This is a genomic window from Streptomyces sp. NPDC048248 (genome assembly GCF_043201875.1).
GTDB lineage: Bacteria > Actinomycetota > Actinomycetes > Streptomycetales > Streptomycetaceae > Streptomyces.
Window position 1 is genome coordinate 371273 of the sequence record NZ_JBICZL010000001.1, and the last position, 12664, is coordinate 383936.

Here is a 12664-nt window from a genome sequence, read left to right on the forward strand (position 1 = left end):
CCTGATCCAGCTCGCTCTCCCCCACCCCGACGGACCGTCACCGGGCGATCCGGCGTGCCTGCGCACACCCACAGGAGTCCGTTATGCCCGCTATGCGCTTCGAGGTGCGCGAGCGCCCCCACACCTCCCCCCACCCTCCGGCGCCACCCCGCCGCCTACCGCGTCTTCTTGGGCCTGCCCCACACACCGGCCGAGTGCGCTGGAAGGTGCGCGGCCCGGCGTCATGGCGCCTCAGCCCGGCCGACCGCGACATCCTGTGGCTGTATCTGCTGACCCGAATAGCGATCTGGATCACGGCCTACTGCGCCCGCTTGCTGTTCCCCTCCGACCCCGCCGCCCACGACCCCGGCCCACCGCTCGCGCCCTTTCAGCACTGGGACTGGGACCACTTCCTCAATGTCGCCCGCGACGGCTACTTTCCCGGCCGGGCCGGGCCATGGCAGCCCGGCTGGGACAACCGGGAGGCCTTCTTCCCCGGCTTCCCGCTCGTGCTGCGCGCGGTCCACCTCATCGTGCCGCACTGGACGTTGGCCGGACTGCTGATCTCCCTCCTTTCCGGAGCGGTCGCCGTGCTGGCCCTGGCCCGCATCACCCGACACCACCTGCCCGACACCGGGGCAGGACGGCGCACCGTCCTGTTCTTCCTGCTCTCCCCGTGCGCCGTCTTTCTGGCCGTCGGCTACACCGAGGCACTCTTCCTGGCTCTTGCGTTGCCCGCGTGGCTCGCCGCTCAACGCCGCAACTGGCCCCTGGCCATGACACTGGCCGCTGCGGCCACAGCCGTACGCGTCAGCGGACTGTTCCTCGCCGCGGCACTCGTCACCCACTTCCTCCTCACCGCCCGCAGCACCCGGGATCTGCGCCGGCTGCCGTGGCTGGCCCTGCCCGCGCTCCCCCTCGCCCTCTTCAGCTGGTATCTGCACGCCCACACCGGTGACTGGATGGCCTGGAAGCACGCGCAGGAGCGTGGTTGGTACCGCACCTTCCACGCCCCGTGGGAAGCCTGGGCCAACACCTGGCACAACGCCTTCGACCACGCCCAGAGCACGGGGTACGCCTTCATGTTCCAGGCGGAACTCGCGGCCATGGTCACCGGCCTGGTTCTGCTCATCGTGCTGGCACGCAAGCGCCGCTGGCCCGAGGTCGTCTACGTCGCCCTCAGCCTCTGGGCGCTGGGAACGTCCTACTGGTACACCTCGGTCCCCCGCGCCGCCCTCCTGTGGTGGCCGCTGTGGATCGCCCTGGCAGCCTGGAGCCTGCGCAGCCCCCGCATCAAGACCGCCTACCTCTGCCTGGTCACGCCGTTGAGCACCGTCTTCGCCCTGACCTTCCTGACGGGGCGCTGGGCGGGCTGACCGATGTGCGAGGGCGGCGGCCGGGCGCGGCCTTCAGGCTCCGCCCGGCTCGTGCCGCGCCACTGAAGTGATGTGCCGCCGCGGTGAACAATTCACCGCAAATCACAGTGAATTACGTGTCGATAGGGTGGCTGCTGGAGGCAGAACTCGCGTTCCCGCCTTTGGTTCGTGACAGCACACCTTTGGGGGTTTCCCATGCCCGTTCCACGTCTGAGCAGCACTCCGCTACCGGGAATCGGGGTCCGCTACGACCTGACCACCCGTGAGCACCGTCGCCTGTCGGTGATTGCGCACCGCGACGGCAACCGGACGCTGAACACCTACCACAGGGACGACCCCGACGAGTGCGCCCTGTCGGCGAAGCTCAGCGCGTCGGAGGCCGCCGCGCTGATCGACGCGCTGATGCCGTCCCACCACAGCCCGAACCTGCTCTCGACGACGGACCTGGGGCTGGTCGCGGAGCGGATCGAGCTCTCGTCCACCTCGTACTGGAACGGGCGGGTGCTGGGAGAGACGCGGATGCGGACGGAGACCGGGGCGTCCATCGTGGCCGTCCTCAGGCGCGCCGAGGCGATCCCGTCACCGGCACCGGACTTTCGCCTCGCCGGTGGGGACACCCTCATCGTGATCGGCACTCGTGAAGGTGTCGAGACCGCTGCAACGATCCTCGGCCGGGAGTGAACGGCGTGCACTCCTCCGCGATATTCCTGATCGAATTCGGTGCGATCATCCTGGCGCTGGGGCTGCTGGGCCGGTTCGCCGGACGCTTCCAGTTCTCCCCGATACCCCTCTACCTGCTCGCCGGTCTCGCCTTCGGCGAGGGAGGGCTGCTGCCGCTGGGGGCGAGCGAGGAGTTCGTCGCCATCGGTGCCGAGATCGGCGTCATCCTGCTCCTGCTGATGCTCGGCCTTGAGTACACGGCAAGTGACCTGGTCTCCAACCTGAAAACCCAGTACCCGGCCGGCCTTGTCGACTTCACCCTCAACGCCCTGCCCGGCGCGGGGATGGCCCTGCTCCTGGGCTGGGGTCCGGTCGCAGCCGTCGTCCTGGCGGGCGTCACCTGGATCTCCTCCTCCGGTGTCATCGCCAAGGTGATGGGCGATCTGGGCCGCCTCGGCAACCGGGAGACCCCGGTCATCCTCAGCGTGCTGGTGCTGGAGGACCTGGCCATGGCCGTCTACCTTCCCATCATCACCGCCTTGCTGGCCGGGGTGAGCCTGGCAGCAGGCAGCCTCACCCTCGCCATCGCCCTTGGCGTCGCGGGCCTGGTCCTCTTCCTCGCTGTGCGTTTCGGCCGGGTCATCTCCCGCTTCGTCTCCAGCGACGACCCCGAGAAGCTCCTCCTGGTCGTGCTCGGACTGACCCTGCTGGTCGCCGGCATCGCTCAGCAGCTTCAGGTCTCCGCCGCCGTGGGCGCGTTCCTGGTCGGCATCGCCTTGTCCGGGGAGGTCGCCGAGGGCGCGCACAACCTCCTGAGTCCGCTGCGTGACCTGTTCGCCGCCGTGTTCTTCGTCTTCTTCGGCCTGCACACCGATCCCGCCAGCATCCCGCCGGTCATCCTGCCCGCCCTCGCCCTGGCGCTCGTCACGGCCGCGACGAAGATCGCCACCGGCTATTGGGCCGCGCGCCGAGCCGGAATCTCCGTCAAGGGCCGCTGGCGGGCCGGCGGCACACTCGTCGCCCGGGGCGAGTTCTCCATCGTCATCGCCGGCCTCGCCGTCACTGCCGGCATCGAACCGGCCCTCGGACCCCTGGCCACCGCCTACGTGCTCGTGCTGGTCGTCATCGGGCCGCTCACCGCCCGCTACACCCAGCCGGTTGCCTCCTACCTCACCGGGCGCCGCCGGCGGGCTCGCGCTGTTCGATCGAGCCAGGTCCAGGCGCCCACGCAGGAGGCTCTGGAGCCGGTGGACGACGGCTCCGTCGGCCGGTCGTGAGCGACGGCGCCTGAGCAGCCGTCAGCAAGAGTGACACGCGACCCAGGCAATGCGGCCGCGGGTGGCGTCAAAGAGCCCGGCCACTTGGGGACGACCGGCATGACTGCGGCGAACCCCGCGCAGGAGATACCCAGGAGAATTCCCGAGGTGGTCGGGCTCAGGTGACCGTTCGGCCGAGGCAGCCGGCCAGACGGTCGAGTGCGGTCGCGTCGGAGCGAACCGGCTGGGGCGGGGCGAAGGAGCCGCCTGCGGTACGGGGCAGGCTGCCGTAGATCTGCTGTACCACCGGGAGCGCGGCCTCCGCGAGGTCCGGCACGAGGTCGCGCGGATGTCCGATGGCCGTGGCCAGGTCCCAGCCGTGGACCAGCATCTCGATGACCAGTTGCTCGACGAGACGCCGACCGGGGGCCGGGCCGTACCGCTCTTCGAGCATTCCCGGGCGGCGGAAGGCGGTGAGTGCGCTGTGCGCGGCGGCGTGGAAGGCCGCGACGTGGTCCTCGCCGAGGTGGTCGGCGGCGAAGTCGGAGGGCGGGGAGCCGTTGGCCATGCCGGACCACAACAGGTTCTCCCACACCAGGTGGTCGAGCAGCGTGCGAACGTCCCAGTCGGCGCATGGCGTCGGCCGGGCGAACATGCCTGGGTCCACGACGGAGACGAGGCCGCCCACCGTGCGCAGTACGCGCTCGCAGGCGTCCAGCAGGCCCTCCGGTTCCCAGGCGTCGGCCCCGGCGTCGTACAGCGCGCCGAGTTCCGTGCTGCGGGCTCCGGGCTCGGGATTGGTACGCAGCGCAGTCATCAACCAGTTGCCTGCCGCTGCCAAACTCGGCCGCACAGGAGCGCCGTTGATGAAGCACAGCAGCTGCCAGTAACGCTCGACGCGTACATCGGAGGCGACTTCGAGCTGTTCCAGGAGCAGGCGCCGTGCCGGTCCGCCGTCGGCGTGCACCTCGTCACGGGTCCGGATCTGTGTCTGTGTGGGGAGCCAGACCGCGACGATGGCCGCAACCACCGCGTCGGCCGCCGGTGAATCCGGGGCGATACCCTCACGCATCGCTCCGTGCACCCGCTCCGTCCAGTCGTCGGTGACCTGCTGCGCGGCCCGGAGCGCGTCGTCGTCGTGCTCGCCCGGGGCGTGCTCGGCGGCGTACTGCGCCATGCGGCGCATTGCGGAGCGCAGACCGGTGTCGGTCACCAGCTCGCTCAGTTCGATCCAGGCATCGACCTGCTCGTCGGTGGGGTGATCGGGAAGTTCGGGGGTGGCGGCCAGCAGGCCGCGGCGGTAGGTCGGTACATCCAGGTCCCCGAGCGTCTCCGCCACGAACTCGTGGATGATCGTGCGGCGTTCGACCGCGGTCAGGCGGGCAGTTCGGTTCATGAAGGCGAGTCCTTCCGCAGTGGTTCCGCGGCGGGTGACGGAGCGCAGCACCGCCTGCTGCGAGCGCAGCGTGCGGATCTGTTCCTCCAGCGCGTCGGCGTGAGCCGCGGCCACCTCCGCCAAGGTGTGCTCGCGGTCGAGAACGTCACGGATCGCCTGGAGTCCGAGCCCGAGGTCCCGCAGGGTCCGCGCCAGCTCCAGTCTGGCCAGGGACTCAGGTGCGAACACGCGGTATCCGGCCGCGGTCCGCCCGGCCGGCGGCACCAGCCCCATTTCGGACCAGTGCCGGATGAGCTTCACCGAAAGCCCGGTCTTCCGAGCAACCTCACCGATGCTCCACAGCACCTCGTCCTGGACGCACATGTGCCCCACCCTCGACTCTCCCACGGTGGGAGAGTCAATCACCCGGCCACCCACCTGACCTGCGCCGAACCGACGGAGCGATTCCGGCGCGTCAGGTGAACCGCTCAGGCGGTGGCGGCGCCGAACCACTGGGGCAGCGACCCGAGCAGATCCTGCTGGTCCTCACCGACCCATGCCACGTGCCCATCCGGCCGCAGCAGCACCGCGGGCACGTCCAGTTCCTCACTGGCATCGACAACGTGGTCGACCCGGTCCGCCCAGCCCGCAACCGAGAGGCTGCCGGTCTGGTCGAGCAGCAGGCCGCGGCCGCCGTGCATCAGCCCGTAGAGGCGACCGCGTTTCAGTTGCACGTCCCGCAGTCGTCGGCCGAGCAGTTCGTGCCCCTCACCGAAGTCGTAGCGGACCCCGATCGCGATGATCTTCTCGATGAGGTGACGGTTCACCCCCTCGAAGTCCATCAGTTCCGACAGCAGACGCCGCACCGACCGGGGGCCCGGCTCGGTGGACATCAACTCCATTTGCGCGCGGGTGTTCTCCAGCACGTCGGCTGCCACCGGGTGCCGTTCGGTGTGATAGCTGTCCAGCAACCCCTCCGGCGCCCAGCCGCCGATCTCGGCGGCCAGCTTCCAGCCGAGGTTGAACGCGTCCTGGACACCGAGGTTGAGCCCCTGGCCGCCGACCGGCGGGTGGATGTGCGCCGCGTCGCCGGCCAGCAGCACACGGCCGACCCGGTAACGCTCGGCCTGCCGGGTGGCGTCGCCGAAACGGGACAGCCAACGCGGTGAGTGCACGCCGAAGTCGGTGCCGGCAGTCACCTGCAGCTGCTCCTTGAACTCCTCGAAGGTCGGCGGGACCGAGCGGTCCTCGGCCACCCCCGCGGCAGGCACGACAACGCGGTACACCTCCTCCCCCAGGGGCATGGCACCGAAGCGAATCTGGGTCTTGCGGACCTCGGCCATCACGGCGGTGAGCGTCTCCGGGGTCGCTGCCACCTGCATCTCGCCCAGCAGCGTCTCGATCCTGGCGGGCTCGCCGGGGAAGCCGACGCCGAGCAGCTTGCGCACCGTGCTCCGGCCGCCGTCACAACCGACGAGGTAGCGCGAGCGCAACTCGGTGCCGTCGGCCAGCTCGGCGATCACCCCGTGCTCGTCCTGACTCAGCCCGACCAGTTCGCGGCCGCGCCGGATCTCGACGCCGACCTCGGCGGCGTGCTCGGCCAGCAGCCGATCGGTGAGGGGCTGCGGGATACCGAGGATGTACGGATGCGCGGTGTCCAGCTGGTCCGGCGCAGGCTTGGCGATACCGGCGAAGAGGCTGCCGACCGGGTGCTGCTTGCCGAGCGCGAGGAACCGCTCCAGCAGACCTCGCTGGTCCATCACCTCGATGCTGCGCGCATGCAGGCCGAGCGAGCGCACGACCCGGGTCGGCTCCGTCTCCCTTTCCAGCACGACCACGTGCACACCGTGCAGCCGCAGCTCGCCGGCCAGCATCAAGCCGGTCGGACCGCCGCCGGCAATGATCACGTCAATCATGAATATCCCTTGTCAACGAGCTGAATTCAGCCGGCCGCCCGTGAATCCGTCGGCCCCCTACCAGCGCCCCCGCGCCCATAACCCCGCAACGCAGTCGCACCACGAGTCCCACCCGTGGTTCGACGTCCCGCGCGCCCCCTTGGGGACAACAGGACACGGACTTCGCTCGTCACGTATTTGCGCAGATTCTGGCCTGGGCCGACGATTCTGCAGCACGTAGGGGGCCTTGCCACAAGACCCCCTACGTGCTATAGGTTGAGAGTGGCAGGGAGTGGCGAACTCCCGGCCCTTTTTCTTTTGTCGGTCGGCGCAACGCCATGAAGGCCAGGCACACGACGAGCACCACGCGGACCCAGGTGCGGCGCTTGCGAGCCAGTACGACGCAGACGAACATGCTCGCCGTCCCTGACGCGCCACTCGGACCCTCTGGGCCGGGCGGGCCGGATGGACGCCATCAGCTCCGTGGCCTTCGCGCCGGACGGCCGCACGCTGGTCAGCGGCAGCGAGGACGACACGGCACGGCACGGCACGGCACGGCACGGCTGTGGCAGGTACGCGATCCGGCGCGGGCACGGTCGGCCGGTGAGCCCCTCACCGGGCACGAAGAGCCGGTCAACGACGTGGCCTTCGCCCCCGGGCGGGGAGACGCCGGCGACCGGCAGTGCGACAGCACGGTCCGTCTGTGGGACGTGGCCGACCCGGTCCACGCCGAGCCGCTCGGCGGGGAGCTCACGGGCCACCTCGACACCGTCACCTCCGTGGCGCTCAGCCCGGATGGCCGCTCCCTCGCCTCCGCCGGCTACGACCTGACAGCCCGGGTGTGGACACCCTGGACGCGGACCACGCCGCGCGATACATCTGCGACCGCACCGGCTGTGTCCTCACCCGCGCCGTATGGAAGGAGCGCATACCGCAACTCGGCTACCGGGAAGCGTGCGAAGCGCGCTGGCGAGTTGGGCGGGGTCCGGGCGGGGCAGCGACTCAGGGGGCGGTGAACTTCAGCACGGCACCGTCCTCGTTCTGCGCGACGACGGTCACGGTGAGGTCGTCGCCGAACTTGGCCACACCGCCCGAGCCGCCCAGCCGCATCACTGTGCCCGGCGTCCGGAAGGTGACGGATTCGTTCGTCACGGCGACGTTCACGGTCAGCCCGTTCGCCGTGATCCTCACCGGCGAGGTCACCAGGACCTCGCACTCACCGTCCGCGCAGGCGCCGGTGTTCTTGCCGTCCGCGGCCTCTGGCAACGGGCCTGAGGGGTCGGGCGCAGGTGAGGCCGTCTCCGCTGCGGGCTTCCAGCCCGGGGCACATTGCCTTGCGCGCTTGTACGCGGCCGCGAGCTGTGGCTCCTTCTTCGTCAGCGCCGGCAGGTCCGGCTTCGGCGGGGTGAGGGACTGGACGAGTTCGTCGACGCCCGCGGCACTGCCCTCGGCGTCGTCGAAGGCAGCGGACGGGGACACCTTGTCGAGCTCGGACACGACCTTGTGCAGCTTCTTCAGCCAGGCGTGGAGCATGCGGTCGGCAGCGGGCACACCCGACGCATCGAGGTCCTTCAGGTCGCGTTCCACGTCATCCACCGACAGCGGTGTGCGGGCAATGTAGCCGACGGCGAGCTGTTCGGCGGAGGGGCCGACCTCGTCCGGGTTGCGGATCTCCTTCAGGTCCGCTGCGCTCTCCGTCCGGACGTTCTTCAGCACGGTGGCCGACGCGCAGATGTCCCCTGCCCACTCCACCAGTTCCGCGGACGGCGGCCGTGTCCGCGCCGGCTCGGCCGGCTCCTTGTCCGACGCGCCGGCCTTCTCGTCCGACCCTCCCCCGCAGCCGCCGACGGCCAGTACAAGGCCGGCGGCCACCACGGCGACGCTCCCCCTCTTGAACATCAAAGACCTCTCTCCGTGTGGTGACCCGTTCATCCTCGCGGGCCGGGCGGCACCGTGGGTCCAGTTCAACGCGGCACGGATTGTTCTGCCACCCGTTCCGCGGCCGTGAACAATGCCCGGCATCGGTCACGGCGGGTGGCGGAGAGAACTGCCCCGCAGTTGTGCCGCGGCACTGGGCGCAGGTCGCTGAATCTCGAGGACGACCGCTGTTCCGGCCACGGAACGGTCCTCGTGCATGGTGATCACTTGGCCGACCTGCAGGTGCTGCCATTGCGAAGGATCGTGGGGGGCAAGGCGCACCGAGGCGCGCTCGCCGGGCTCCAGGGCAGGGATGAACTCCACCCGGAGCGCGCCGATGTCGAGAGCCGGTGCGCCGGTGGACGTCCGGTTTCCGATGTCCCACATCGGTCGCAGGACGCCGGCGCCGGCAAGGGGCGTCTGTCGTCGGGCCTCGGCGGCGGGGCGGAGGGTGAGGTCAGCTCGAATGACGCCGCAACGGGCCTCGTAGCAGCGCCAACGGCACCAGGCCGCACTCTTCTTCAGCTGCATTTGTCCGGCGGCGGTGGCCAGGTTCTCCCAGAAGCTGAGCGGAAGCGGCTCGACGTCTCCGAGTTCCTCCAGCAGCCCGAGTGCCACTTCCCACTCGTCCTGGGTGAGGTACTCCCAGACGTCGCTCACCGTGATGTCGTTCTCGGTGGCGCTCTCCTCGGGAACCAGGAGGGACGCGGCTTCCAACAGCTCGGGGACGTCCATGCCTCGATTCTGGACCAGCCGCGCTGCGGACGATGGTGCTTTTCGGGAACGAGCCGGTGCCATTGGCCGCATGTCGACGGGCAGTTGAACGGACCGCCGCCGCCGTCATGGACGACCGCGGTCGCCCGCACGGTCCCGCGCTTCCCGCTCGCCGGGACCACCGGCTCTGCGCCACTCCCCTTCCGCGCCACCGGAGGGACCGGCTGGGGCCCTGGGTTCGTCGGCGGCGGACTCCGCCTCCTCACCCGCGGACCGTCGGCGCGGGTCGCCCTGCCGATCCGGTTCGGGGTGGGGAGGTGAGGGAGGCGTGTAGAGGGCGATCGCAGCCGGAGTGGCGGCGATGATCGCCGCCACCTGTCCGGTGAGTGCGGCGTGGGCCCGCGTCGCGGGCGACCGGCCGGGGCGCGCAGTCATGAGCATGCGCGGAGCCGCCGGCCGGGGCGGCCCGGGGCGGCGGCGCGCGCGAGCAGGGCGCGGAGCTCCCGCCTCACCTGGCCGCAATGGCTCACCGGCGCCGAGAAGGGCAGTCGGGCATCGGTTCCCCCGCGGGTGTGTTCGAGCCGCAGCACCAGGCCGTAGCGGTCGAGTCGCACCGGACGGATCCGGGTGACGCCGAGAAGGAGTCCGGCGGGGAGCAGGGCTGCCAGCCGTGTCGCGGTGTCGGTGCGCGCCGCGTCCAGGTGGGCGAGCAGGTCCGCCTCATACGGCGCCAGCGGATCGGGCTTGGCAGCGGCCAGCTCTTCCGGATCGATGCGCGTGATGTCGCCGCCCAGGGCGAGTGCGCCGCGAAAGGGTCGAAATTGCCAACTGCCGGCAGGTCCGCGTGCGGCGAGGTGTCCCCGCAGCGTCAGCCGCGCACGAACACGCCGGCGGACGGCAATCGGTGCGACATCGGTGAACTCCAGGTCCGCTGCGAGCTCCCCCCGGGACGCTTGCGCGAGATCGGATCGCCAGTGGCTCGCCCGGGGTTCATCCAGCGTCAGCAGGCCCGAGGACTGCACCGTGTGCGCGTCGACCAGCTTGTTGCGCCCGCCCTCCGTGGTGACCGTGAGCGAAGAAGCCGCCGCCAGTATCGAGCGGGCACGCTCCGCGGTGGTGGGTTCCGTGCGACGGCTCACCTTCATCAGAAGCGCTCCCCTTCATTAGGTAAGCCTTACCTTACTGGCCTGACGCCGTGAGGGCCAGCCCGTCGTGCCATCGGTACGGCGCGGCGTCAGATCACCGTGCGGGCGCGCGGGACGACCACCGGCGAGGCGTCGCAGGGTCACGGAGAATGTCGGCGTCCAGGGCGTAGAGCTCCTTGAGCAGAGCCTCGTCAACGGTGTCGTGCGGGGGGCTTGGGCGATGATGCGGCCGTCCTTCATGGCGATCACGGTGTCGGAGTAGCGGGCAGCTGCGGCCAGGTCGTGCTGGACCATGACGACCGTGCGGCCGCTCGCGACGACTTCGCGGACGAGTTCGAGGACCGCGGAGAGGGCGAGTTGGGCCGTCATGTGTGCCCCGGCCAGTGTCCGTGCGACATAGGGGGCGAGCAGCCCGAGGAAGGCGATGGGGCCGGCCACCCGCGACCGCGCAGCCGGACAGCAGCGAGACGACCGCCGCGACGACCACGCGGACCAGGCCGGGGCGATGACTCAAAGAGCGGGCGCTGTCGTCGCCCAGGCCGAGTGCGGACAGGGGGCGGGCGCTCCGTCGCAGGCCGGCGCCCTGGGCGATGACGAACCGCCTCCCCTTCCGCCCGTGCTGGTGACCTCGCGGCAGCCGAGTACGTCGGCGATCCGCCGGAGCCTGGCGGCACCTTCCATAGGCGAGTCCTATGCGGGGCATCGATTTTTGGTCGTGGACCCCATGTCGTGTGACCGGCTTCACTGTCCTGCTAGTGAGTGGGACGTCGAACGGGCTCGGCGTCGCACGGTCTCCGCCGAGCCGGCATCCGCGAAGGTACCGCGCAGCACGGCAGCTTCGCCGTGCCCGCAGCGCGTGCAGGCGGGACCACTCCCCCCGGATGGAGGTTGCAATGACGCACACCCCGCACGACGCCGCGACGAGCGCAGCGACGAAGGCGAAGCCCTGGTACGGGCAGTTGTACATCCAGGTGTTGGCCGCGATCGTCGTCGGCATCGTGCTGGGGTGGCGGTGGCCTGATCTGGCCACCTCGATGGAGCCGATCGGTACGACCTTCATCGCCGCGATGAAGATGCTGATCGGGCCGATCGTCTTTCTGACCATCATCGGCGGTATCGCCGGAGTGGCCGACCTGAAGAAGGTCGGGCTCACCGGTCTGAAGGCCCTCACCTACTTTCAGGTGGGCACGATCGCGGCCCTGGCCACCGGCCTGGTCGCCATCAATGTCTTCCGTCTCGGTGACGGGGTCCACGCGGATACCTCCCGGCTGGCAACCTCCGGTGACGTGGGCCAGTACATCGAGAAGGGCGAGCACCAGCAGTGGTGGGAGTTCCTCACCAACCTGGTGCCCCACAGCTTCTTCGGTGCCTTCGTCGAGGGCGACATCCTTCAGGTCATCTTCCTCGCGGTGATCTTCGGCATCGCCATCAAGTCGGTCGGCAGGATCGGTGAACCGCTCATCGCCGGCGTCAATCGTCTGACCGAAGTGGTGTTCAAGGTGCTGTCCTTCGTGATGAAGGCGGCTCCGCTGGGAGCCTTCGGCGCGATGGCCTACGCCATCGGGAAGTTCGGCCTGTCCACCCTGACGAGCCTGGGCTCCTTGATCCTGCTGTTCTACGTCACGTCGGTTCTCTTCGTCGTCGTGGTACTCGGGTCGGTACTGGCCGCCTACGTGAAGCTGAACATCTTCCAGCTCTTCCGCTACTTCAAGGAGGAGTTCTTCCTGGTGCTGGGCACCTCGACGGCCGAACCCGCCCTGCCCGGCCTGATGCGCAAGCTCCAGTTCATGGGAGTGGAGCGCTCGACGGTGGGTCTCGTGGTGCCGACCGGCTACAGCTTCAATCTCGACGGCGCCGCCATCTACCTGTCCCTCGCCACCCTCTACATCGCCCAGGCCACCGACACCGCGCTCTCGGTGGGACAGCAGCTCGGACTGCTCGCCGTCATGCTGCTCACCTCCAAGGGGGCGGCCGGAGTCGCGGGCGGCGGCTTCATCGCACTGACCGCCACCCTGTCGACCGTCGGCCATGTCCCGGCCGCGGGCATCATGCTCATCTTCGGCATCGACAAGTTCATGTCCGAGTGCCGCGCCCTGGTCAACTTCTACGGCAACGCCGTGGCGACGCTCGTCATCGCCAAGTGGGAGAACGGCGTCGACCTCGCGCGCGCTCGGCAGGTGCTGGCAGGCCATGTCACCGCAGCGGCGCCCGCGACACACGCAGCGGAAAGTCCTGTGCGCTCCTCGCCGGTGGCGGACACCGAGGAGTCCGCTCGCCACTCGACCTCGGAGGCGGCCTCGCCCCGCGCCTGACGGTGTCTCGGGTACGGCTGCGGCCGTACCCGGTT

10 protein-coding genes and 1 pseudogene are annotated in these 12664 nt (G+C 69.9%); 5 read left to right on the forward strand and 6 right to left on the reverse strand.

Annotated elements, in window-relative coordinates; genetic code table 11:
* Nucleotides 1-92 precede the first annotated feature (92 nt).
* From ACGFZW_RS01815 to ACGFZW_RS01825, 3 genes are all read left to right on the forward strand, one after another.
* Nucleotides 93-1355 carry a mannosyltransferase family protein gene (locus ACGFZW_RS01815; protein WP_393891279.1) on the forward strand — a complete coding sequence of 421 codons (1263 nt, stop codon included), beginning with the start codon at nt 93-95 and terminating at the stop codon, nt 1353-1355.
* 195 nt (nt 1356-1550) lie between these two features.
* Nucleotides 1551-2036 carry a cation:proton antiporter regulatory subunit gene (locus ACGFZW_RS01820; protein WP_393890991.1) on the forward strand — a complete coding sequence of 162 codons (486 nt, stop codon included), beginning with the start codon at nt 1551-1553 and terminating at the stop codon, nt 2034-2036.
* 5 nt (nt 2037-2041) lie between these two features.
* Nucleotides 2042-3292, forward strand: a complete 1251-nt coding sequence (locus ACGFZW_RS01825; RefSeq protein WP_393890992.1) for a cation:proton antiporter — start codon at nt 2042-2044, stop codon at nt 3290-3292.
* Nucleotides 3293-3449: 157 nt separating this feature from the next.
* Here ACGFZW_RS01825 and ACGFZW_RS01830 read toward each other — a convergent pair whose 3' ends face one another.
* Nucleotides 3450-5030, reverse strand: a complete 1581-nt coding sequence (locus tag ACGFZW_RS01830; RefSeq protein ID WP_393890993.1) for a TIGR03086 family metal-binding protein — start codon at nt 5028-5030, stop codon at nt 3450-3452.
* A gap of 104 nt (nt 5031-5134) precedes the next feature.
* Nucleotides 5135-6562, reverse strand: a complete 1428-nt coding sequence (rox, locus tag ACGFZW_RS01835) for a rifampin monooxygenase (RefSeq protein WP_393890994.1) — start codon at nt 6560-6562, stop codon at nt 5135-5137.
* A gap of 392 nt (nt 6563-6954) precedes the next feature.
* Between rox and ACGFZW_RS01840 the strand changes: the two genes are divergently transcribed.
* Complete coding sequence (locus ACGFZW_RS01840; protein WP_393891280.1) at nt 6955-7557, forward strand: hypothetical protein; 603 nt, start codon at nt 6955-6957, stop codon at nt 7555-7557.
* On the opposite strand, the gene ACGFZW_RS01845 is transcribed toward ACGFZW_RS01840, so the two are convergent.
* The 4 genes and pseudogenes from ACGFZW_RS01845 to ACGFZW_RS01860 form a co-directional block, all read right to left on the reverse strand.
* Nucleotides 7544-8440 carry a hypothetical protein gene (locus tag ACGFZW_RS01845; protein WP_393890995.1) on the reverse strand — a complete coding sequence of 299 codons (897 nt, stop codon included), beginning with the start codon at nt 8438-8440 and terminating at the stop codon, nt 7544-7546. The two genes, ACGFZW_RS01840 and ACGFZW_RS01845, sit on opposite strands and share 14 nt — an antisense overlap.
* A 126-nt stretch (nt 8441-8566) precedes the next feature.
* Nucleotides 8567-9193 (reverse strand): hypothetical protein, encoded by a 627-nt coding sequence (locus ACGFZW_RS01850; RefSeq protein WP_393890996.1) that lies wholly within the window; start codon nt 9191-9193, stop codon nt 8567-8569.
* A gap of 410 nt (nt 9194-9603) precedes the next feature.
* A complete protein-coding gene (locus ACGFZW_RS01855; protein WP_393890997.1) occupies nt 9604-10317 on the reverse strand; it encodes a DUF2470 domain-containing protein in 714 nt (237 codons plus the stop codon).
* Between the two features lie 89 nt (nt 10318-10406).
* Nucleotides 10407-10879 (reverse strand): annotated as a pseudogene (locus tag ACGFZW_RS01860) (iron chelate uptake ABC transporter family permease subunit); the annotation flags it as partial.
* A 331-nt stretch (nt 10880-11210) separates the two neighbouring features.
* Here ACGFZW_RS01860 and dctA point away from each other — a divergent pair.
* On the forward strand, nt 11211-12629 hold the full coding sequence (gene dctA / locus ACGFZW_RS01865; protein WP_393890998.1) for a C4-dicarboxylate transporter DctA: 1419 nt from the start codon (nt 11211-11213) through the stop codon (nt 12627-12629).
* Nucleotides 12630-12664 lie beyond the last annotated feature (35 nt).